Source organism: Thalassovita mediterranea (assembly GCF_001458435.1).
GTDB classification, from domain to species: Bacteria; Pseudomonadota; Alphaproteobacteria; order Rhodobacterales; family Rhodobacteraceae; genus Thalassobius; species Thalassobius mediterraneus.
Window position 1 is genome coordinate 100,327 of record NZ_CYSF01000018.1, and the last position, 20,948, is coordinate 121,274.

At 59.4% G+C, this 20,948-nt stretch carries 18 protein-coding genes; 11 read left to right on the plus strand and 7 right to left on the minus strand.

Annotated features, from left to right (window positions below; translation table 11 throughout):
• Window positions 1–229 precede the first annotated feature (229 nt).
• Window positions 230–1,618 carry an MATE family Na+-driven efflux transporter gene (locus TM5383_RS15530; protein WP_058319957.1) on the plus strand — a complete coding sequence of 463 codons (1,389 nt, stop codon included), beginning with the start codon at window positions 230–232 and terminating at the stop codon, window positions 1,616–1,618.
• On the opposite strand, the gene TM5383_RS15535 is transcribed toward TM5383_RS15530, so the two are convergent.
• Both TM5383_RS15535 and TM5383_RS15540 read right to left on the minus strand, forming a co-directional pair.
• Window positions 1,591–2,091 carry a flavin reductase family protein gene (locus TM5383_RS15535; RefSeq protein WP_058319958.1) on the minus strand — a complete coding sequence of 167 codons (501 nt, stop codon included), beginning with the start codon at window positions 2,089–2,091 and terminating at the stop codon, window positions 1,591–1,593. The two genes, TM5383_RS15530 and TM5383_RS15535, sit on opposite strands and share 28 nt — an antisense overlap.
• Window positions 2,092–2,338: 247 nt before the next feature.
• Complete coding sequence (locus tag TM5383_RS15540; RefSeq protein WP_058319959.1) at window positions 2,339–5,350, minus strand: aminotransferase class III-fold pyridoxal phosphate-dependent enzyme; 3,012 nt, start codon at window positions 5,348–5,350, stop codon at window positions 2,339–2,341.
• 229 nt (window positions 5,351–5,579) lie between these two features.
• On the opposite strand from TM5383_RS15540, the gene TM5383_RS15545 reads away from it, so the two are divergent.
• Window positions 5,580–6,773, plus strand: a complete 1,194-nt coding sequence (locus tag TM5383_RS15545; protein WP_058319960.1) for a lytic murein transglycosylase — start codon at window positions 5,580–5,582, stop codon at window positions 6,771–6,773.
• A gap of 71 nt (window positions 6,774–6,844) precedes the next feature.
• Here TM5383_RS15545 and TM5383_RS15550 read toward each other — a convergent pair whose 3' ends face one another.
• Both TM5383_RS15550 and TM5383_RS15555 read right to left on the minus strand, forming a co-directional pair.
• Window positions 6,845–9,160 (minus strand): xanthine dehydrogenase family protein molybdopterin-binding subunit, encoded by a 2,316-nt coding sequence (locus tag TM5383_RS15550; RefSeq protein ID WP_058319961.1) that lies wholly within the window; start codon window positions 9,158–9,160, stop codon window positions 6,845–6,847.
• A 3-nt stretch (window positions 9,161–9,163) separates the two neighbouring features.
• Complete coding sequence (locus TM5383_RS15555; protein ID WP_058319962.1) at window positions 9,164–9,628, minus strand: (2Fe-2S)-binding protein; 465 nt, start codon at window positions 9,626–9,628, stop codon at window positions 9,164–9,166.
• A 180-nt stretch (window positions 9,629–9,808) separates the two neighbouring features.
• On the opposite strand from TM5383_RS15555, the gene TM5383_RS15560 reads away from it, so the two are divergent.
• On the plus strand, window positions 9,809–10,369 hold the full coding sequence (locus TM5383_RS15560; protein ID WP_159438576.1) for a TetR/AcrR family transcriptional regulator: 561 nt from the start codon (window positions 9,809–9,811) through the stop codon (window positions 10,367–10,369).
• A 52-nt stretch (window positions 10,370–10,421) separates the two neighbouring features.
• Here TM5383_RS15560 and TM5383_RS15565 read toward each other — a convergent pair whose 3' ends face one another.
• Together TM5383_RS15565 and TM5383_RS15570 are read right to left on the minus strand one after the other, a co-directional pair.
• Window positions 10,422–11,078 carry a ChrR family anti-sigma-E factor gene (locus TM5383_RS15565; protein ID WP_058319964.1) on the minus strand — a complete coding sequence of 219 codons (657 nt, stop codon included), beginning with the start codon at window positions 11,076–11,078 and terminating at the stop codon, window positions 10,422–10,424.
• A 1-nt stretch (window position 11,079) separates the two neighbouring features.
• Window positions 11,080–11,595, minus strand: coding sequence for a sigma-70 family RNA polymerase sigma factor (locus tag TM5383_RS15570; protein WP_058320034.1), 516 nt, complete (start codon window positions 11,593–11,595; stop codon window positions 11,080–11,082).
• 326 nt (window positions 11,596–11,921) lie between these two features.
• Here TM5383_RS15570 and TM5383_RS15575 point away from each other — a divergent pair, with 326 nt between their 5' ends.
• The 8 genes from TM5383_RS15575 (at window position 11,922) to TM5383_RS15610 (ending at window position 19,802) form a co-directional block, all read left to right on the plus strand.
• The gene (locus TM5383_RS15575) at window positions 11,922–13,241 is read left to right on the plus strand and encodes an NAD(P)/FAD-dependent oxidoreductase (protein ID WP_058319965.1); all 1,320 of its coding nucleotides are present in this window, start codon (window positions 11,922–11,924) and stop codon (window positions 13,239–13,241) included.
• Window positions 13,238–13,993 carry a DUF1365 domain-containing protein gene (locus TM5383_RS15580; protein ID WP_058319966.1) on the plus strand — a complete coding sequence of 252 codons (756 nt, stop codon included), beginning with the start codon at window positions 13,238–13,240 and terminating at the stop codon, window positions 13,991–13,993. The genes TM5383_RS15575 and TM5383_RS15580 overlap by 4 nt, the downstream gene beginning before the upstream one ends.
• The gene (locus tag TM5383_RS15585) at window positions 13,993–15,150 is read left to right on the plus strand and encodes an SAM-dependent methyltransferase (RefSeq protein WP_058319967.1); all 1,158 of its coding nucleotides are present in this window, start codon (window positions 13,993–13,995) and stop codon (window positions 15,148–15,150) included. Before TM5383_RS15580 ends, TM5383_RS15585 begins: the two co-directional genes overlap by 1 nt.
• Window positions 15,143–15,892 (plus strand): SDR family NAD(P)-dependent oxidoreductase, encoded by a 750-nt coding sequence (locus TM5383_RS15590; RefSeq protein WP_058319968.1) that lies wholly within the window; start codon window positions 15,143–15,145, stop codon window positions 15,890–15,892. Before TM5383_RS15585 ends, TM5383_RS15590 begins: the two co-directional genes overlap by 8 nt.
• A gap of 43 nt (window positions 15,893–15,935) precedes the next feature.
• Entirely contained in the window at window positions 15,936–16,334 is a 399-nt protein-coding gene (locus TM5383_RS15595; protein WP_058319969.1) for a DUF2177 family protein, read from the plus strand.
• Window positions 16,335–16,725: 391 nt separating this feature from the next.
• A complete protein-coding gene (locus TM5383_RS15600; RefSeq protein ID WP_058319970.1) occupies window positions 16,726–17,733 on the plus strand; it encodes a glycine betaine ABC transporter substrate-binding protein in 1,008 nt (335 codons plus the stop codon).
• A 142-nt stretch (window positions 17,734–17,875) separates the two neighbouring features.
• The gene (locus tag TM5383_RS15605; RefSeq protein WP_058319971.1) at window positions 17,876–18,766 is read left to right on the plus strand and encodes an ABC transporter permease; all 891 of its coding nucleotides are present in this window, start codon (window positions 17,876–17,878) and stop codon (window positions 18,764–18,766) included.
• Window positions 18,759–19,802 carry a quaternary amine ABC transporter ATP-binding protein gene (locus tag TM5383_RS15610; protein WP_231725185.1) on the plus strand — a complete coding sequence of 348 codons (1,044 nt, stop codon included), beginning with the start codon at window positions 18,759–18,761 and terminating at the stop codon, window positions 19,800–19,802. The genes TM5383_RS15605 and TM5383_RS15610 overlap by 8 nt, the downstream gene beginning before the upstream one ends.
• Before the next feature lie 89 nt (window positions 19,803–19,891).
• On the opposite strand, the gene TM5383_RS15615 is transcribed toward TM5383_RS15610, so the two are convergent.
• The gene (locus tag TM5383_RS15615) at window positions 19,892–20,800 is read right to left on the minus strand and encodes a GlxA family transcriptional regulator (RefSeq protein WP_058319972.1); all 909 of its coding nucleotides are present in this window, start codon (window positions 20,798–20,800) and stop codon (window positions 19,892–19,894) included.
• Window positions 20,801–20,948: the final 148 nt, after the last annotated feature.

Here is a 20,948-nt window from a genome sequence, read left to right on the forward strand (position 1 = left end):
CTTCTGACTGAGTGACACAAAACGCCCCGCTGTTGAAAAACGGCGGGGCATTTTGTCATTCAGGGTTTCCCACTCAGTGGAATGAAGGGCGTGTTCTCTTTGCAATCTACCGATTTCTCCATCTTTGCATTGTGGGTGGTTTGGAGAACGATCTCACGCCGGAAAAATTTTAACATCAGAAAAGCAAGGCGGCGGGTGTGCAAGAGTTGCTGTTGCCCAGCGGATTACAATGCATTTGATCAACTATCGCCTTTGGGCCGCTGTGTCCTTTTTGATGTTTTTACCCGCTTGCTACGCCACCACGCGGGTGTATTTCCTGACTTCGCTACCCGACACCGGCACGATCAGCATCGCCGCGCAGGCTGCGTGGCTGCATCTGGCGTTTGAAGTCGCATCAGAGGCACTCTTGATGCCGTTGTATTTTGTGTTGGGGGCCGTCGCGACAGGGATTGCGGCGTTGCGTCATCGGATCAGTGCTGCATTGCGCCTAACGGTGTTGGTCTATGGTGTTCTGGTCGCGGTTGGCTGGTTCTGTGCGCACTCTTGGGTGGTGGCAATGGCGGTGCCTGAACCTATGCAGACGATCACTGCGCAATTCCTACGGCTCGAAGCCTTGGGGCAAGGCGTGCAGGCGATCGGGGACCTGGCGCTGGTGGTTGTTGTGGTTCTGGGGCGCCACCGGATTGTCACCTGTCTGGCGATGGCGAAGACCACAGTGGTGATTGCCCTCGATACTGTGTTGGTGGGGACGAACGGTCTGGCGTTGGGGGTGATGGGCGTGGCCTACACGAACCTTATCGCCAGCGTTCTATTTTCATTGTTAGGCTTGTGGTTTTTGTGGCGTTGGCGGCTGCTGGCGGTCGCGCCGCACAAGCCACGTCAAAATGTGCGGCAAGCAGGTCAGCAATTGTGGCGCCTCGAATGGCGCCGCATCGCTGTGCGCGCCGGATTCGAAGCATTTGTGCGCAATGCCGCCTTTGCGGTGATGATCCTGCGTCTGGTCAATCAGGCCCAATCCGCTGATGTGTACTGGTTGGCCAACACCTTTGTCTGGAGCTGGCTGTTGCTGCCGGTTCTGTCCTTGGGGACGGTGATCCGACAGGATGCGGGGCGCTGCGCGGGGCAGTTGGGTGTTCGGTGGCGGGCCTACCTGTCGCTGACCGTTGTGATCACTACGGTCTGGTTGCTGACGATTCCGTTCTGGCACGCCTTTGTTTCCGGGGTGATGGGGTATGAGGATGCACAGGCAGTGGTGGATGTGCTGCTGGTCCTGTTGGTGTTCTACACTGTGTTTGCGTTTAACTCGGCTCTCGACAGCTATTTTTACGGCATCGGGCGCACTGATTTGTTGTTGCAACAAACATTGGTTGTCAGTCTGGGATATTACGGATCTGCCTTTGCGGCCTATCATCTGGGCCTGTTTCAGCCGGACCTGCACGGTATCGCGGTGATGTTTGGCATGGGGATCGTATTGGACGGTGCCTTAACGCTCTGGCAATTTCGGCGCTGTGGGTATGATCAGCAACTACAGCCGGATGGTGGGCTCGCTATCGTTGAGCCGCCCAAGGAGCGTCCCCCGCCGCAAGCTGCTCAAAGCGTGCCCATATTGCCGCAATAAAACGTCAGTGCGTCGCCCGGCGTGCCGATTTCGGCGCGCAGCACTTCGCCTAGAATGATCTTGTGATCCCCGCCGGGGTAAACGGCATTCTGGCGGCATTCAAAACGGGCCAGACAGCCAGACAGCAATGGCACGCCGTGGGCGTTTGTTGCCAAATCCAGATCGTTCAGCGCTGTGCCATCACGCACCACTTTCCACGCCAGATCCTGTTGATCGGCGCGCAGGATATGGATCGCGTAATGCTGCGCATCCTTGAATGCCTGATAGCGGTTTGAGTCTTCGGCCAAGGCCCACATCACCATCGGCGGGTCCAGTGACACCGACGAAAAGCTGTTTGCAGTGATCGCAACACCGCCTGTGTCGGATCCGGTTGTCACAATGGTGACACCGGTGGCGAAACGGCCAAAGGCATCGCGCAGCGCGCGGGTGTTTTCCGCGTCGGGCACAAAGTCATGAGGCAAGGCGGTGTCCATTGGGGGTCCTCTCGGGCGCGGTGAAACTGTCTGGGACAGGCGTGATCGTTGTGCCCCTCTCTGCCCATTTGTGCAAGCATGGAGATGGTCAAAGGCGGCACACGACCTGCCGTCTGCGTCGAAGCGTAGTTAGCGCTGCATATTTTCGGGGCAAGTCTATGAGGGGGAAAGAAAAAAATGCGGTTGTTTCGCTGACCGTAAAAAAGGCCGCGCTGCACGGGGGCAGGCGGCCTTTGGTGTTTTGTTGCTAGGTCTTAGACCTCTCTGCTAGGATCTGGTCCAGCGCATCCAGGATCATATCGATCCCTTCTGCGTCCACGGTCAGCGGCGGGCGGATTTTCAGGATGTTGTCCTTTGGTCCCTCACTGCCCAACAGGATCCGGTGCGCCCGCATCCGGTTTTTGACGTAGGAGGCAATGGCGGTGCCTTCGGTGCGGGTGGCTGCATCGGTGATCAGTTCGACCCCCACAAACAGTCCCATGCCGCGCACGTCGCCCACGACCTCATACTTCGCCTCTAGCGCTTTGAGGCCACTCATCAGCCGATCGCCCATCGCCTTGGCATTGGCTTGCAGGCCTTCGTCATCGACGATGTCCAGCACCTCTTTGCCAATGCGGCACGACAGTGTGGAGCCGCCGAAGGTCGAAAAGAACTCCGGCCCCTGCGCAAAACTTTCGGCAATCGCTTTGGTCGTCACTAGAACGCCCAAGGGGTGCCCGTTGCCGATCGGTTTGCCCATCACCACGATGTCGGGCAGGGCGCCCTGATGTTCAAAGCCGAAATAGTAATCGCCCAGACGCCCCAGACCTGTCTGCACCTCATCCGCGATGCAAACGCCACCCGCAGCGCGGATTTTTTCATAAACCGCAGGCAAATAACCTTTGGGTGGGATGATTTGACCGCCGACTGAGGGGAAGGTTTCCGCGATGAAACCAGCAACGCCGTGGCCCTTCGCCTGCAATGCGGCAATCGCAGGATCGACCAGATCGGCGTATTTCTGGGCGCGGTTAGCGTCGTCGCGGCCAAAACGTCCGCGATAATCATCGGCCACCTCAACCAACTCGACCCAATCAGATTGCCCCACGCCGCCCTTGGCGTTGAATTTATAGGCTGAAATGTCGATCGCGCCGGTGGTGTTGCCGTGATAGCCGTGATCGGGCGTCACCATACCCTTCGCACCCGTATGGGCGCGGGCGAGGCGCAGCGCCAGCTCGTTTGCCTCGGTCCCAGAGTTGACGAAGAAGCAGACCTCCAGATGGTCGGGCATCTTCGACAGAACCTTGTCGGCAAAGGCGGTCTGGGCGGGGTGCAGGTAACGGGTGTTGGAATTCATCCGCTTCAGCTGATCCGCAGCCACCGCCTGAATGCGCGGGTGGGCGTGGCCGACGTGCGGCACGTTGTTGTAGGCATCCAGATAGGGGCGGCCCCATTCGTCAAACAGGTGATGTTTCCACCCCCGCACCAACATCACCGGATCGCTATAGGTGAGCGACAGGTTGCCACCAAAGTTGGCGCGCCGTCCGGCCAGTACCTGCGCCTTGTCTGTCGGGGCATAGCGCACCTTGTTGGCGGGCAGGTTCAGCAGGGCCGCGGGGTTCGGACAGACCGCTTCCCACAGATACATCTCATCTGGATCGCCAACACCGGGCCAGTCATGGCCCATGCCATCGGTGGTCATCGCCAGTTGGAAATGCACATGCGGCGCCCAGCCGCCGTTCTGGCTGGGATCGCCGAGGCGGGCAAAGACCTCTCCCTTCGTCAGCTCTTGTCCGACGTTCAGGGTCTCGACCACATCAGCGGCCAGATGACCGTAGAGGGTGTAGAAGGTATCGCCATCCGGGGTGTCGTGGCTGAGGATCACCACACCGCCATAATCCAGATGACCGGTGCGGTTTTCCACCACATGCACCTTGGCGGCCATCGGCGTGGCGACGGGTGTGTCTGTGGGGGCGAACACGTCCACGGCCAGATGCACAGTGCGGCGGTTCGATGCCTTCCACGGTCCCTTGCGGAAGGCGTCGGCGGTGTAGATCAGGCGGGGTTCGTTATAGTAGCCCAGCCACCAGCCGTCCTGATCGCCGTAGTCTGCGCCCAGCTGCGCAGCCTCTTCAATCGGCAGATCGAAAGGGTTCTGCGGTTCGGCGCTGTTTTCGACGGACAGCGATCCCATCGGCATTTCGCTCAGGTCACGGCCCATCACGGGGGCGAAGTTGCCATTCTCAGCCGCGAGGAAGGCATGGATGCGCTCTGCCGCATTGGTCACGGGCAGGCCACATGCGGCGCGCAGGCGGGCGCGCAAGAGGCCTGCATCCTCGCCGTCGCGTTCCAAATAGCGCCATGCGGGCGCTTGCGAGATGGTGATGTAGGGATCGTCGGGATTTTCGGCCGCTTCGATGGTGGAGTTCACCACAGACACGGCTAGCCGCAGCCGCAACAGGGGCAGGATCATGTCCACCTCTGCCGCGCTCAGCGGGTTCTGAATGTGATAGCCCGCCACCAGATGCGCCAGCGCGGTTTCCGGTTCTGGGTGATCCAGCACCATATAGGCCGCGGCGATGGCCAGATTGCAGATGCGCGGCGCGGCGCACATGTCCCCGAAATCAATCACGCCAGAGATCTGGTGCGGTTGATACGCGCCGCCAGTGACCAAGACGTTGTAATCGTTCACGTCATTGTGGATCGCCTGTTTCGGCAGCATCATCAAGTGCGGCCAGATTTGCGCCACCTCTGCCAGAATGCCGTGGATGATCGCCTGACGGTTCAGATCGGTGATCACCTGCGTGTGGCCGCCGATCCACTGACCCTGCATCAAATCCCATTTGAAGTCCCGCTGCAGCGTCGGGTGCTGGAAATCCGCCAGTGCCACATCTGTCGCGCCAAGGATCTGGCCCAGCTCACCGATCAGTTCAGGTGATTTTGGGGTGTGGTCGGCATAGCACTGCCCTGGCAGTTTTTCGAGCAGCCAGCACAGACGTTCCTCCCCGTCCTCATCACGCAACGTCTGGATCGCGGCGCCGTCCTGACCGGCAATGACGCGCGGGTAGGGCAGGCCGTCGGACTTGGCGGCGATATGCGCCATTGCTTTGATCTGCATGTCGATCAGGTCAGGGGCGCAGCCCGCGCGCATCACCTTCAGCACAAAATCGCCGCGTTCACCGGCGTTGGCCAGAATGTTCAGGTCATATTCACCGTCCAGCCGTTTTAGCGTCGCCTCGATGCCCCAGGCCGCCTGCAGCGCGGTTTGCCAATGTGGTGTCATGCCATCCCTCCTGACATTGCCCGATCCTCACGCCGGATCCGACGCCACCTTAGGGCGTTGATTTGGGCAGATTTCTTTTGGTCTTGGTAGACGGTTTTGATCAGCGGCCCAAGGTGGAATGCGGAAAATTTCCGCCAGACTATGTGCGTTTTGATCAACCCGCAGTCTGGCGTTGGGCGATGGCATGGTGCAGTCTGGGGGTATTGTAGTTTGTGATTGGATTATTCAGATGCTTCGTTTGGCTTTCGCATCTTTGGCTTTGGTGGTTCATCTGGGGGCGGGTGCCGCTGCGCAGACCGCTTCGGACCAGGTGGCATTTCAGCAATGGTTGCAACAAAAGGTCTGGCCCGATGCCCGGTCAGCTGGGGTGTCCAAAGGCACGTTCAACAAGCTGATGAAGGGCAAATTGATGCTGGCGCCAACCCGCCCTGACAAACAGGCGGAATTTGGTCGGCCCGCGCGGTACTTTGGGGCCAACACACTGGGCTATACTACCCGAGAAGGCCAAAAGCTGCGAAAAACCCATGCGGATCTGCTTAAAAGTCTGGAACGCGACTCTGGCGTGCCGGGTCAGATTTTGCTGGCCATCTGGGGACGGGAAAGCGGCTTTGGGCGGGTCAAGATCCCACAGGATGCGTTTCAGGTGCTGGCCAGCAAGGCCTACCAAGATGCCCGCGCGGAATATTTCCGCACTGAACTGATCGCCGCGCTCAAACTGGTGCAGGAGGGGCGTGCGCCCAAGGCGTTGAAATCCAGCTGGGCGGGCGCCTTGGGGCAGCCGCAGTTCATGCCGACGAATGTTGCGAAATATGGTCGTGATGGGGATGGGGACGGTCGCGTCGATATTTGGCAGTCAGAGGCGGATACACTGGCGTCTATCGCGCATTACCTGTCCGAACATGGCTGGCAGCGCGGGCGTGATTGGGGATTTGAGGTGAAGGTTCCGGCAGATGTGTCATGCACGCTGGAGGGTCCGGATCAGGGGCGGCGCATTGCCCAGTGGGCCGATATGGGCGTGACCCGCGTCAACGGGCGTGCTTTTCCAAAGCATGAGGCAATGGGGCAGGGCTATTTGATGATGCCTGCGGGGCGGCATGGTCCGGCCTTTCTGGTGACGCCCAATTTCTATGTGCTGAAAGAGTATAATGAGAGCGATCTTTATGCGCTGTTTGTTGGCCATGTGGGGGACCGCATCCGCTACAACATGGCCGATTTCAAGGGGGCATGGGCCCCGACCGACACCCTGTTGCGCGCAGATGTGGCGGCGATGCAGCGTGGTCTGGAGCGGTTGGGCCATGACGTAGGCGGCGCAGATGGTCTGGCAGGGTTCCGCACACGCCGTTCAATCGGACGTTGGCAAGAGGCTGGCGGGCAGGCGGCGACCTGTTGGCCGAGCAAGGCGATTGTGAAGCGGTTGCGATAAGAAAATGCCCCGGACTGAAATCCGGGGCATTTTTTGTTTCTGAGTGTCCGCTGCAGCGGTGCCTGAAAAAATCAGACGAAATCCACAAAGTTGGCAAAGGGCATTTCCCGCAGACGGGTGCCGGTCGCGGCAAAGATCGCGTTGGCCAGCGCAGGTGCGGCCGGCGGCACGGGCGGTTCACCAATGCCACGGATGTTGTCGCCGTTTTCCAGCCCACGCACCATGATGTCGGGGCACTGATACAGACGCATACCTTCGTGGCTGTCAAAGTTTGACTGTTCTGCCATACCGTCGGAATATGTGATCTCGCAGTTCATTGCGTGACCCAGCCCCCAGATCACACCGCCTTGCATCAAGTTTTCAAAGTTCACCGGATCGACAATACGCCCGACCTCGGCCACGACAAAGGCTTTGTCGATTTTGATGCCGTCTTCGGTCGCAGTGACCTCGATCACCTCGGCGGTGGGCACGCCGAAGCTTTCGACCATAGCGATGCCGCGGCCACGGTTCGGGCCCAGAGCGCTGCCCCAGTTGGACATTTCGCCAACCGCTTCTAGTGCCTTGCGGTGCAGCGGGTTGTTCACCAGACGCAGGCGTTCCTCTAGTGGGTCAACACCCGCAGCATGGCACAGTTCGTCAAAGAACCCTTCGGCAAAGAAACCTTGCGACGACGCACCGACCGAGCGCCACGAGCTGATGGGGGCCAGTTCTGGCGCACGGTAGCCGCGTACCCGCAAGTTCGGGATGTCAAAAGGCATGTTCCAGGCGCCTGCGACGATCTGGTTATCTGGTCCCGCCACCGGCTGACCCACCCGTGACATTTGTGAGGCCACGACAGATGGCATGGCGATCTGCATGTCCAGTGCGTCTACCTTGCCATCCTTTGCCGCGCCGCGCCCACGGGCCATGGCGATCTGGCGGGGGAAGTCATGGGCAAAGTCCTCTTCGCGTGAGAAGGTCAGTTTTACCGGTACACCGGGCATCTGACGGGCGATCTCGGTCGCGATGGTGACGTTTTCAAATTCCAGCCGGTGACCAAAGCTGCCGCCGATGAACTGGTTGTGCAGGGTGACTTTCTCAGGATCATCCAGCCCCAGAATGGCGGCAACTTTCATCTGGGCAAAACGCTGCATCTGGTGGCCGACCCAAACTTCGGCGCTGTCTTTGTCCGCACGCACAATTGCGCTGATCGGCTCCAGCGGGGCATGGGCCACATAGGGGGCGCGATATTCGGCCTCCAGCACCTCGGCACCGTCGAGTGCGGCTTCGACATCGCCATCTGTGCGCCATGCGCTGTCCAGCTTGTCTTCGGTAAAGCTATCGCTCAGGGTCTGCCAGTGGGCGTCCATCTCTGCCGGATAGGGGGCGCTGCCCCATTCGATGTCGATGGCCTCCAACGCCTGAAAGGCGCGCCAAGTGTTGTTGGCAATGACCGCAACGCCCACTTTGGTGCGCCGGCGGGTCAGGCTGCCGTCCAGTTCCGGGTCCAGCATATCGCCTTGCAGTACCAGAACCTTCTGCACGCCGGGCATCTCCAGCGCGGCAGAGGCGTCATAGCTCAGCATCGCACCGCCTTGACGTGGGTTTACCTTCGCGGCGGCATGGACCATGCCGTCGACTTTCAGGTCAATGCCGTAGGTCAGTGTGCCTGTGGATTTCGCCACCACATCAACACGCTGCATCGGTTTGCCGATCATGCGCCATTGCGATGGGTCGCGCAGGGCAACGTCGGTTACAGGTTCCATGCTTGCGGCGGTCGCTGCCAGATCGGTGTAGGGCAGTTCCGTGCCGTCGGGCAGGATCACCATACCACGGGCGGTCTTCAACTGGGTGACCGGCACGCCGGTTTGTTGTGCGGCGGCGGCCTTCAGGGTTTCACGGGCGACAGCACCCGCGCTGCGCAGTTTTTCAAACTGATCGGGCATGGTGCTGGATCCGCCGGTGACCATCAGACCCATGACTTTGCCGAGGGAGCTTACAGCGCCGCGTGCCGCGCGCGCCTTGAAGCTTTCGTCAAAGGCAGAAAAGGGCACAGCATCATTGGCAAGGCCGGTGTTCCAATAGGCCGGCGCGGGTTTGCCAAAGCTGATCTCGACTTGATCCAGTTCAACGTCCAGCTCTTCGGCAATCAGTGCCGCCTGCGAGTGGTGGACGCCCTGACCTTTATCAGTGTGCGATGCGATCAGGGTGATCCGATCGCCAGTGATTTTGACGTAGGGGTTAAACGTGGCTTCGCCGTCCTGCAGATCAGCGGCCAGCGGATTGTCGTGCGGGCGTTTGACCACATAGGTGCCAAAGGCCACGCCGCCAGCAACAGCGGTCGCCCCGATCAGAAAGGCGCGGCGGGAATATTTGCGCAGGCGGGATTGGGGTTTCTTGTCAGACATGGATCACGCCTCCTGCATGTTTTTGGCGGCGGTTTTCACTGCAGCGCGGATACGCGGGTAGGTGCCACACCGGCAGAGGTTGCCACTCATCGCGTCGTCGATATCTTCGTCGCTGGGGTTCGGGGTTTCTGACAGCAGGGCTGCAGCCTGCATGATCTGGCCCGACTGGCAATAGCCGCACTGGGCAACCTGATGTTCGACCCATGCCGCCTGCACCGCATGCAGTGCGGGCGGGGTGCCCAGACCTTCGATCGTGGTGATTTGGTCGCCTTCTTCCAGACTGTCGGCGGTCACCTGACAGCTGCGCATCGCTTCGCCGTTTACATGCACGGTGCAGGCGCCACAGGCAGAGATGCCGCAGCCGTATTTCACACCGGTGATGTTCAGCTCATCCCGCAAAATCCACAGCAGGGGCATGTCATCTTCGACCTCCACCTGTTGTTCTTGTCCGTTCACAATAAGTTTCATGCGCGTTCTCCTTGGGGCCTCACGCAGTGGCGTGGGTGCCTTGGTATCCTGTTTTCAAATGCCCATTTCCTGTTCGTAAATTGGGGTGCCTGACGGAAATCATCAGTTTTGGGCAATTGTACATCTTTCGTATCTGTGTCCAATATTGACACTCAGGCAGTTTTTGTCAATATGTCCATCATGTCAGACAGCAAGATTGAAATTCTCGACGCCGCGATGCGGGTTATCATGCGCTTTGGGCTGCGAAAAACCACGATGAAGGACATCGCGGACGAAGCGGGTGTGGCCCGTCAAACGGTCTACAATGCGTTCCACAACAAGGATGAGCTGCTCTGCGATCTGATTCGTCACGCAGGCGGTCAGATGGAACAGCAAACCCGTGCGGACTGGCAGCGCCTGCCAACCCTGAAAGAACGGTTGGAGGTGTTTTATGAACACGCTCTGCTGATCGGTTTTCGTACACTGCGTGCAGAAGGTGCCAGTGTTGAAGACAGCCTGAGCGCCGCTGGGCATGTTGCTATTGCCGAGGTGGATCAGATTAAGGACGCTTTGTTGCGCGACCTTTTTGCCGATCACGCAGAGGCGCTGGCACGTCAGGGCTGCACGGTGGATCAGATGGCGGATTGGGTGCGCTATACCTGCGTGGGCTACAAGCATCAGGCCCGAGATGAGGCGCACCTGATGGCGCTCTTGGGGCTGATGACGCAGATGGTGCTGAACCTGTGCGAACAGCCGGGGTGAGTCTATTGCGGGCTTGAACTTTGCGTGCAGGCGTGCCCGCACGCAAGGATCATCAGATGCGGAAAATCGGCTGGAACAGGCGCGGCATCAGGCTGTTGAAGCGCAGCGGCGCATCAGTGGCCGCCAGACAGATGCAGGGATCACCCGCATCGGCGACGGGCGTATGTTCCAGATCCTCATCCGCCACTTCCAGATCACCACGGGCAAATCGGCCTGTTTCATCGCTGAAACTGCCCTGTAGTACCAGTGTCAGCTCCATCCCGTTGTGCCCATGATCGGGGACAGCCTGTCCGGCGGGGATGTGCAGCAGGCGTAGCGATCCGCCCTCATCCGCGCTGAGGATGGCCTGTTTCATGCCCAACCCCAGCGATCGCCAGCGCGGTGGTTTGTTTTTCAACAATTCCATCAGCGGGGCAGGGTAGACGCTGTGCGGCTTGGCTATGGGCTGCGGCGCAGGACGGGAGATCGCCTGTTCCATCGGCAGATCCAGCTGCGCCATGAGGTTCGATTTGAACCCATCGCTCAACTTGGATTCTGCGCAGGTGTCCAGCACGGCACCGCCCATCGCATGATGGCTTTCCAATGCCGCGCGGCATTCGCCACAGATCGAAATATGGCTGGCAACCACCATCGCAAAGACCGGCGGCAGGCTACCAGCCGCATAGGCAGCCAACAAAGCGTCAGGGGTATGTTGGGTAATTGCGGTCATCTTAGCGCATTCCCTTGAGGTCGTGGCGCAGGCGTTCCAGCCCCAGCCGAATACGTGATTTGATCGTGCCCAGGGGCAGGCCGGTCGCGGTTGAGATGTCCTGATGGCTCAACTCGCCCAAGTAGGCTTTTTCGATCATGTCACGCTGGTTGGGTGCCAGACGTCCTAGCGCGTCTTTTAACTGTTGCGTTTCCTGCTGAACGGCAATGATCTGACTGGCATCGGGTTCTAGGCCCGGCTCTTCTTTCAGTTCTTCGGGAACGGGGCGCCCTAGCTTGCGGTGCAGGTCGATCTGTCGGTTGCGGGCGATTTGATAGATCCACGCTGACACCTGCGCGCGGTGCGGGTCAAACTGTTCAGCCTTGTGCCAGACCGTCAACATCACATCCTGCACGATCTCTTCGGCCTGAGCGCCTGCGCTGCCGGACCGAATGATAAACCCCTTGAGGCGTGGCGCAAAGTGATCAAACAGATTGGCAAATGCCACCTTGTCCCGATGGTCGCGAACGGCCAGCATCCAGCGTGTTTCAGGCGCCAGATCGGATCCGTTGGACCCATTGCTGTCTGTTTGCTGTGGCGACACGGGGGGACGCTCCTTTGAGACGGACGCAGCAGCTGCCGCAGCAGGCGTTGACGCGGCGCGTGCAGCAGGGGTGTGTGTCCCTGCATGTCCGGCACCATTTTCAGAGCCCGCGTTATGATAACTGTCCATCAGCATAAAGGCGTTACGCGACAGCGAAAGGGCTGGATCACTTTTTTCAGTATATTTTCGCAATTCCTGTCAAATGAGTGATCCGATTGCGTTTTTCCTGCGTAGTTCCTTTAATCAGTTCAGGAGTTCCCATGTCTTTTGACGCCCAGCCGACCGCGCCGCAGCGCATTGCCATCATCGGCGCCGGTATTTCCGGCCTCGCCTCTGCTTACCTTTTGGCGGGGCGTCATGACGTCACCGTATACGAGGCCGCGCCGCGACTTGGCGGGCATGCGCGTACCGTCGTCGCGGGGCGCAATGGCAATCAACCGGTCGATACGGGCTTTATTGTTTTTAACTACGCCAACTACCCGCACCTGACCCGCATGTTCCGCGATCTGGATGTGCCGGTGATCAAGAGCGATATGAGTTTCGGCGCCTCGATCAACGGTGGGTCGGTGGAATATGGCCTGCGCAACCTGACCGCGCTGACGGCGCAGAAATCGAACCTCTTGCGCCCCGGTTTTCTGCGCATGATCCGCGACGTGTTGCGCTTCAATGCACGGGCCGAGGCGCTGGCCGATAATGACGACAGCACCATCGCCGATCTGATGGATGACCTCAATCTGGGCGAGTGGTTCCAGACCTACTACCTGTTGCCGCTTTGTGGGGCGATCTGGTCTACCCCGCCGCAGGAAATCCGCAGCTTCCCCGCCCGCGCGCTGGTGCAGTTTTTCCGCAACCACGCGCTTCTCTCTGCCAGCGGTCAGCACCAGTGGTGGACTGTCGATGGCGGTAGCATCGAATATGTGACCCGTCTGGCGGGCTATCTGCAAAGCCAAGGTGCTGATCTGCGTACCAATGCACCGGTGCAGTCGGTTGCTCGCGATGCGCTGGGCGTCACTGTGACCGCGAAGGGGGGCGAGCCGGAGCGCTATGATCAGGTGATCTTTGCCTGCCATTCGGATGATGCGTTGGCGATGATTGCTGATCCGTCTGCGCAGGAACAATCGGTTCTGGGCGACATGCGGTTTCAGGATAATGAGATGTTCCTGCACTGTGACGAAACCCAGATGCCGCAGCGCCGGTCGGTCTGGTCGTCCTGGGTTTACAAGGCCGACACCCGCCGTCCTGAACCCGCCATTGGCGTCACCTATTGGATGAACCGCCTGCAGGGCATCCCGGAGAGTGATCCGCTGTTTGTGTCGCTCAATCCCTCCGTTCCAGTGCGGGAAGAGGCGATTTATGATCAAACCTCCTTCCGCCATCCGGTGTTTGACCGCGCGGCGCTGCGGGCGCAGGTGGCGATGCGGACCATGCAGGGCGAAAACCGCAGCTGGTTTGCTGGTGCCTACACGCGGCACGGCTTCCACGAGGATGGATTTGCCAGCGCCGTGCGTATCGTGCGTGAGCTGGAGGCGCGGAGCGTGCTCGAATTGACCATGCCTGAGTTGGCGCGGCGCAGCGCATGAGCGACCGGGTGACATATATCCCCGGTGTGACCACCCATACCCGACGCGGCGCAATCAAAAACGCGTTTCGCTACAGTGTGGACTACGTGCTGCTGGATCCAGAGGCGCAGCTGCGCACGCCCACGCTGTTCGGGCGCAACCGTCGTGCCTTGGCTGCAGTGCATGATCGTGACCACGGTGGGGTGATCGGGCAGGGGCAGGGCGCGCCGTGGGCGCGTCAGGTTCTGGCGGATCATGGCTTACCTGCGGATGGTATCACCCTGCGCCTGCTGACCCAGCCGCGCTGGCTGCACTACGGGTTCAATCCGGTGAGTTTCTGGTTCGCTTACCGCGATGCGGATCTGGTGGCCGTGATCGCCGAGGTGTCGACGCCCTTCAATGACCGTCATTCCTATATCTGCCACGCAGAGGGATTTCTGCCGATCACGCGGGAAACGAAACTGAACAAAGCCAAGCAGTTACATGTTTCCCCGTTCCAAGAGATCGCCGGAGGCTATGATTTCCGCTATGATATCCGCGAAGATCAGATTGCCATCCAGATCCTGCATCGCAACGGCGAAGAGGGGCTGATGGCCACATTGTCAGGGCCCTGCCAGCCGCTGACCAACACCGCACTGATCCGCGCCAGCCTGCGTCGTCCCCTTGGCGGTCTGCGGACAATGGCGCTGATCCACTGGCAGGCCTTGGTGCTAAAACTAAAAGGGGCGCGCTATCGTACGCGGCCTACCCCACCCAAACAGGAGGTGTCGTAATGCTGTTCCTTAGCAAACGTGTGAAACAAGATTTTCTGGCCACATGTGAGCGCATGCGCCACGGCACGCTGCATCTGTCAACGCCCGAGGGTGAGCGTTACACCTTCGGCGCGGGGGACCCCGTCGCGGAAATGCGGCTGCACGATTGGTCGGTTGTGACCACGCTGGCCAGCCGTGGCGATATCGGTCTGGGCGAGGCTTATGTGGCCGGCCTGTGGGACACCCCGTCGATTGAGGCGCTGTCGCAGGTGGCGCTGTTGAACCTGGAAGAGTTCGCAGGCTACGCCTATGCCGGTTTCTGGGCGACGCTGAAATTCCGCGTGGTGGATCGGCTGATGCGCTCCAACTCCCGCCGTGGGGCGGCGCGCAACATCCGTGCGCATTATGATGTGGGCAACGAGTTTTACCAGCTGTGGCTGGATGACACGATGACCTATTCATCGGCCATCTATGCGGCGGGGGACAATGATCTGACCCGCGCGCAGAACCGCAAATATGACCGTATTCTGGACCGCCTCAGCGATGGTGAACAGGTGCTGGAAATTGGCTGCGGCTGGGGTGGCTTTGCCGAACGCGCCGCAGACCATGGGCGTCATGTCACCGGCGTCACCATTTCGCCTAGCCAAAAGGGCTACGCTGACGCCCGCCTTGATGGTCGTGCTGAAATCCGACTGCAAGATTACCGCGCCATCAAGGGTCAATTCGACAATATTGTCTCGATTGAGATGATCGAAGCGGTGGGCGAACGCTATTGGCCGATCTATTTCAATACCCTGAAACAGCGCCTGTCCCAAGGTGGTCGCGCGGTCATTCAGGCGATCACTGTGCCGGATGATTACTTCCCTATCTATCGCAAAGGGTCCGACTATATCCGCCAGTACACCTTCCCAGGTGGCATGCTGTTGAGCAGTCAGGTGATCCGCGATCAGGCGGCACAGGCGGGGCTGAAGGTGGTGGGTAGTCACGGGTTCGGCCCTGACTATGGCCGCACCTGCGCCACCTGGGATCTGCGGCTGGAGGAGCAATCCGACCGCGTGCGCAAACTGGGCTATGGCGAAGAGTTCATTCGCAACTGGCGCTTCTACCTCGGGATCTGCGCGGCCTCCTTCAATGTGGGTCAGACCGATGTGGTGCAGGTGGAGCTGGCCCATGCCTGACCCCCGCACCACTGAGCGTGTCTGGATTATCGGCGCCTCTGACGGGATCGGCGCGGCACTGGCTCGCGCTTATGCTGCGCGCGGGGATCGGGTGATCCTGTCCGCACGCTCGACCGACCGGCTTCAGGCTCTCGCCGGCGAGATGCCGAAGGGCGCGGCAGAGGTGGTGGGAATTGATATTGCGGACGCCGCCGACGTGGCGGACGCGGCCCTTCGGGTCAAAGCAGGCGGGCCAGTGGACCGTGTGATCAACATGGCCGCGCTGTATGATCCCGGTCAGGTCGAAGAGATTGACCTGACCCAAGCCGCCAACATTGTGCAGGTCAACCTGACCGGCAGCCTGCTGGTGGCGCGTGCCGCGCTGGACGTTCTGCGCCCACAGGGACAGATCGCGCTGTGCGGCAGTGTCGCGGGCTACTTTGGTCTGCCGCAGGGGCAGATCTATTCCGCGACCAAGGCGGGGGTCGCCAATCTGGCCGAAACGCTGCGAAATGAGGTGGCAGGCCGGTTTGACGTGCGGCTGATTTCGCCGGGGTTTGTCGATACACGGCTGACCCAGAAAAACGACTTCACTATGCCGGGCCTGCTGACCGCGGACCGCGCGGCGGCAGAGATCCTGCAAGGGCTGGATGCGCGCCGGTTCGAGGTGCATTTCCCCCGCCGCCTGACCATGCCGCTGAAGCTGCTCAGACGATTGCCATATGCGCTGTCGCTGCCCTTGACCCGCCGATTGGTGCGCTAGATCTCTTGCTGTCACCCCAATACGTACCCAGAAAGAAGACCCCATGAGTGTTGTTTACCTTTACCTCACCACCGCCGCCATCTTCCTGATCGTGGATATGATCGGGCTGCGGTTGCTGATTAAACCGGTGTTTGAACAACACGTAGGCCATCTCTTCGCAGAAGAGTTTCGCATGGGGGCGGCAGGTCTGTTTTACCTTGGCTATGTGGCGGGGATCCTGTGGTTTGTGTCGCTGCCTGCGCTGCGTGATGATGATGCGATGCAGGCGTTAGTGGGTGGTGTGGTGTTGGGCCTGATGGCTTATGGCACCTATGAGTTCACCAATTACGCCACATTGCGCGATTGGACGATGCAGCAGGTGGTGCTGGATACGCTGTGGGGTGGCGCGCTGACGGGCCTTTCTGCATGGGGTGGTGTGTCGGTGATGCGCAGTTTCGGCTGATCGCGCGGGTCGCTGAAAACCTGCTATTCTGGCTCAAAAACGACATTTGAAAAACACCCTGCGTCACTGCGGGGTGTTTTTGTTTTTGCAACTAAATTCAACGCGAAACGGTATTGTGTGAAATTTTTGCAACAAAATTGGGGTTGTGTAGATAATTAAAATTTCCCCAATGCCGTATTATTCCGGGAATGACTGTTTACATTGAATTTTTCCTGTGGTCTGTTTGCGACATGGGCTTGGCGAAAATAGACTTTCCCGACTGGCAAGACGCCATTGTGGCACGACCGGTAACGGGAGCGGGCGCTGGGCAAATCGCCTGTTACAGGCGGTGCCGGACCGCGCAATGCGCGTGGCGGACCACACTGAACAAGTCTTTGGGAGACTTCTTATCATGAAAAAACAAAATGCCTTCGGCGCGATCACTGTCGGTGCATCGCTGATGATTGGTACGGCTGCGATGGCCGATTGCGGTGATGTGACAATCGCTGAAATGAACTGGGCGTCTGCGGAACTGATGGCCAATGTAGACGCCATCATTCTGGAAGAGGGTTACGGCTGCAACGTGGAACTGGTGCCCGGCGCGACCACTACGACCTTTGCTTCGATGAACGAAAAGTCCGAACCTGATATTGCCGGTGAATTGTGGATCAACGCGGTGCGTGATCCGCTGGCGAAAGCCACCGCCGAAGGCCGCCTGCATTCTGTCATCGAAGGCCCGATTACCGGTCTGGGCGAAGGCTGGTGGGTGTCCCCCGCCTTTGTTGAAGCGCATCCTGAGCTGGACACCGTCGAAAAGGTTCTGGCGCGTCCTGATCTGTTCCCCGATGCCGAAGATCCCAGCAAGGGCGCCTTCCTCGGTTGTCCGGCGGGCTGGGGCTGTCAGCTGTCGAACGCCAACCTATTCCGCGCCTTTGACATGGAGGCGAAAGGCTGGACGCTGGTTGATCCCGGTTCAGCCGCAGGTCTGGACGGCTCTATCGCCAAAGCGGTGGAACGTGGCGAGAACTGGTTTGGCTACTACTGGGCCCCGACCGCGATTATCGGCAAGTATGAGCTGACCATGCTGGAATGGGAAACCCCGTGGGCTGGATCGGAAAACTGGGACGGCTGCATCGTGAAACCGGAACAGGAATGTCTGGACCCGCAGAAAAGTTCCTACACCGAGTCCGAGGTGCATTCCGTTGTCACTGACCGTTTCCTGAAAGAGGGCGGCGTTGCTGTGGACTACCTGAAAACCCGCGTCTTCCCTGGTGAGGTGATGAACGCCATGCTGGTTTACATGAACGACAATCAGGCAACCGGCGGCGATGCAGCATGGCATTTCCTGGAAACCTACCCGCAGATCTGGGAAGCCTGGGTCAACGAAGATGCGGCAACCGCAATCAAAAAAGAGCTGTAAGCAGCTGATGCACCATGAACAGGGGGCTGCGGCCCCCTGTTTTATGCGCACGACCATGTGCCCAGTTAGGCGTCCCGATGGGGTTTGATCCCGCCCCGCATCCGGCGCAACAAGAATACGGGACAGCAATGAAGGAGGAACCATGTGGGAGTTCCTGACCGAGTTTCCGTCGCTGGGGCGACGCGATCTCGCTGATTTCAAGAACACGATCGACGGTGCCTTTCGCAGCTTTTCGCGTGCCTATGGCGAGTCGTTGGAGATTTTCTTTTCACCGCTGCTGAAGTTTCTGGTGTGGTTCGAAAAACTGTTGCAGGCGACACCATGGCCGTTGATCATCGCGATTATTGCCGGGCTGGCATGGCTGGGCGCGCGCAGTTGGAAAATCACTGTTGGCACCATCGCGGCCTTCCTGCTGATCGGGTTTCTAGGCATGTGGGAAGATACGATGGCGACCTTGGCCATCATCTCTGTGGCGACCTTGATGTGTATCCTGATCGGCATTCCCATTGGCATTTTGATGGCGCGATCTGATCGAACACAGGCGGTGATCACGCCCATTCTGGATGTGATGCAGACGATCCCGTCGTTTGTGTATCTGATCCCGGTGGTGATGCTGTTGGGCATCGGCAAGGTGCCGGGGCTCTTGGCCGTGTTGATCTATGCAATCCCACCAATCGTGCGTCTGACCAACCTTGGCATTCGTCTGGTGGATAAGGATGTGCTGGAGGCGGCGGATGCCTTTGGCGCCTCACCTCGGCAGAAACTTTGGGGTGTGCAGGTTCCGCTGGCGCTGCCCAACATCTTTGCTGGTGTGAACCAGACGATCATGATGGCGCTGTCGATGGTGGTTATCGCCTCGATGATCGGGGTGAAGGGGCTGGGCGTGCCGGTATTGCGCGCGATTTCCAACCAGTACCTTGCGCTGGGTTTGATGAACGGTCTGGCCATCGTGGCGCTGGCGATCATTTTTGACCGTATTTCACAAAGCTACGGCCAACGTCTGCAGGCACATCGGGGGCAGGGACATGAGTGATCACAGCATGACCACAGAACCCAAGATCAAGATTGAAAACCTCTACAAGATCTTTGGCGCAAACCCGAAAAAACACCTGCCCAAGGTGCAGCATGGCATGTCCAAGGATGAGCTGCTGGAACAGCACAATCATGTTCTGGGGGTGCATAATGTGTCGCTCGACATCATGCCGCGCCAGATACAGGTGGTGATGGGGCTGTCGGGGTCGGGCAAATCCACCCTGATCCGCCACATCAACCGGCTGATCGAACCTACGGGCGGAGAGATTTTCATCGATGGCGAAGATGTGCTGGCGATGAATGACGATCAGCTGCGGGATTTGCGACGGCATAAAATGTCGATGGTGTTTCAGAAGTTTGGCCTGCTGCCACACCGTACCGTGCGTGAAAACGTAGCCTATGGTCTGGAAGTGCAGGGCGTCGATGAGGCCGAGAGGAACAAGCGCAGCGCCCATTGGATCGACCGCGTTGGCCTGTCGGGCTATGAGGATCGCTATCCCGGGCAACTCTCAGGCGGTATGCAGCAGCGCGTGGGGCTGGCCCGTGGTCTTGCGACAGATGCGGATATCCTGCTGATGGACGAAGCGTTTTCCGCGCTGGACCCGCTGATCCGTTATGACATGCAGTCGATCCTGCTGGAACTGCAGGAAGAGTTGCATAAAACCATCGTCTTTATCACCCACGACCTTGATGAGGCCCTGCGTCTTGGCGACAAAATCGCCATCCTGCGTGACGGCGCTATGGTGCAGGAGGGCGACGCGCAGCAGATCGTGTTGAACCCTGCTGATGACTACATCCGCGACTTTATCAAGGACATCAACCGCGGTCGGGTGATCCAACTGCGTGCGATTGCATCGGCCGACGCGCTGGCCGCAGCACCAGCTGATGCGCCCCAGCTGGCGGGCAACACAGTGTTGGAGGATGCGCTGTCCACCATGGCAGAGGCGGAAGGTCAGACCATCAAGGTCACAGGCCCTGACGGCAGCATTGCTGGTGCGGTGTCGTTGACCAGTGCCATTCAGGCGCTGCACAGCTAAGACCAAGTGGGGATTTGAACAGCCAAGAGGCCGCCTGTTTTGGGCGGCCTTTTTCGTGTGTTTTATCATTGTTGCTTTGGTTGGGGGGCTTAGGTCGCGTTAATCATCTGGCGGACCTGTCTGGGGGTGACCCCAAATTCCGCGCGAAAGGCGCGTGTCAGGGCTGTCGGGTCATGATAACCGCAGCGCAGCGCCACCTCTGTGACGCTGGCTTGGGTCTGTTCCAGACGACGGCGGGCTTCGGCCAGCCGGATCTTGCGATAGATCTGGGCTGGGGTCTGACCGGTTTCCGCCCGTGCGATCTGTTCCAAACGTCGGGCACTGATGCCGATGCGCTGCGCCAGTGCGGGGATGGGCAGTGGCGCCTCGATGTGGCGGCGCATCAGGGCGGCAGCAGCGCGCAGCAGTTGATCTTCGGGCCAGCGCCGAAGCGGGTTCATTTGCGGATCGCGTTCCCCGAACATGAACAGCGATGAAACCTCAAGGGCCAGCGTGGCACCGTGATGGCGTTCTATCATTTCAAGTAGCAGTTCCAGCGTTGTCGTCGCGCCGCCGCAACTGGCGCGGTTGCCGTCGATGACCCAGCGGGTATCAACCACATCAATGGTTGGAAAGGCCTCGGCCAGATCGCCCAGCACATCCCAATGTGCGGTGGCGCGGTGCCCGTCCAGCAGCCCCGCCGATGCCAGCAGCCACGCGCCAGTATCCAATCCCGCCAGCACATCAAACCGCCCCGCCGCCGCCCGCAGGCTGCGGCGCAATTCCGGGGTGTCCAGTGTTTCGTAGCCGTAGCTGGGCATGACCAGCAATGCGGCGCCGCCGGTGTCGGCGCTCAACGCTTTGGGGTGTACGGGCAGCGCAGAAGAGGACAGAAGAACCTCACCCCGCTGGCTATAATACCCCCAGTCATAAAGCCTGCGCCGAGACAGCGAATTTGCAGCGCGTAGCGGTTCCACCGCGTTGGCAAGGCAGAGGTTTGAAAAACCGTCAAACAGCATCAACCCGATATGTCGGGGTGTATCTGATTGCGCTTTATGCACGTTTTTTATCCAATTCTGCAAGGTCAGGTGGCTAACCCTGCGTTAGCGTCCGGCAAAAGGCAATCTTAAACCACTGTCGTGAGGGGAGGGCATCATGCCACAAGAC

Excerpts from the sequence above, each read along its gene's own strand:
- TM5383_RS15580 (WP_058319966.1), top strand. The coding sequence starts at position 13,238 with ATGAGCGACCGGGTGACATATATCCCCGGTGTGACCACCCATACCCGA.
- TM5383_RS15590 (WP_058319968.1), top strand. The coding sequence starts at position 15,143 with ATGCCTGACCCCCGCACCACTGAGCGTGTCTGGATTATCGGCGCCTCT.
- TM5383_RS15585 (WP_058319967.1), top strand. The coding sequence starts at position 13,993 with ATGCTGTTCCTTAGCAAACGTGTGAAACAAGATTTTCTGGCCACATGT.
- TM5383_RS15595 (WP_058319969.1), top strand. The coding sequence starts at position 15,936 with ATGAGTGTTGTTTACCTTTACCTCACCACCGCCGCCATCTTCCTGATC.
- TM5383_RS15545 (WP_058319960.1), top strand. The coding sequence starts at position 5,580 with ATGCTTCGTTTGGCTTTCGCATCTTTGGCTTTGGTGGTTCATCTGGGG.
- TM5383_RS15570 (WP_058320034.1), bottom strand. The coding sequence starts at position 11,595 with ATGCTGGCCGTTCGCGACCATCGGGACAAGGTGGCATTTGCCAATCTG.
- TM5383_RS15615 (WP_058319972.1), bottom strand. The coding sequence starts at position 20,800 with ATGCTGTTTGACGGTTTTTCAAACCTCTGCCTTGCCAACGCGGTGGAA.
- TM5383_RS15530 (WP_058319957.1), top strand. The coding sequence starts at position 230 with ATGCATTTGATCAACTATCGCCTTTGGGCCGCTGTGTCCTTTTTGATG.
- TM5383_RS15555 (WP_058319962.1), bottom strand. The coding sequence starts at position 9,628 with ATGAAACTTATTGTGAACGGACAAGAACAACAGGTGGAGGTCGAAGAT.
- TM5383_RS15610 (WP_231725185.1), top strand. The coding sequence starts at position 18,759 with ATGAGTGATCACAGCATGACCACAGAACCCAAGATCAAGATTGAAAAC.
- TM5383_RS15600 (WP_058319970.1), top strand. The coding sequence starts at position 16,726 with ATGAAAAAACAAAATGCCTTCGGCGCGATCACTGTCGGTGCATCGCTG.
- TM5383_RS15565 (WP_058319964.1), bottom strand. The coding sequence starts at position 11,078 with ATGACCGCAATTACCCAACATACCCCTGACGCTTTGTTGGCTGCCTAT.
- TM5383_RS15575 (WP_058319965.1), top strand. The coding sequence starts at position 11,922 with ATGTCTTTTGACGCCCAGCCGACCGCGCCGCAGCGCATTGCCATCATC.
- TM5383_RS15560 (WP_159438576.1), top strand. The coding sequence starts at position 9,809 with ATGTCAGACAGCAAGATTGAAATTCTCGACGCCGCGATGCGGGTTATC.
- TM5383_RS15535 (WP_058319958.1), bottom strand. The coding sequence starts at position 2,091 with ATGGACACCGCCTTGCCTCATGACTTTGTGCCCGACGCGGAAAACACC.
- TM5383_RS15550 (WP_058319961.1), bottom strand. The coding sequence starts at position 9,160 with ATGTCTGACAAGAAACCCCAATCCCGCCTGCGCAAATATTCCCGCCGC.
- TM5383_RS15540 (WP_058319959.1), bottom strand. The coding sequence starts at position 5,350 with ATGACACCACATTGGCAAACCGCGCTGCAGGCGGCCTGGGGCATCGAG.
- TM5383_RS15605 (WP_058319971.1), top strand. The coding sequence starts at position 17,876 with ATGTGGGAGTTCCTGACCGAGTTTCCGTCGCTGGGGCGACGCGATCTC.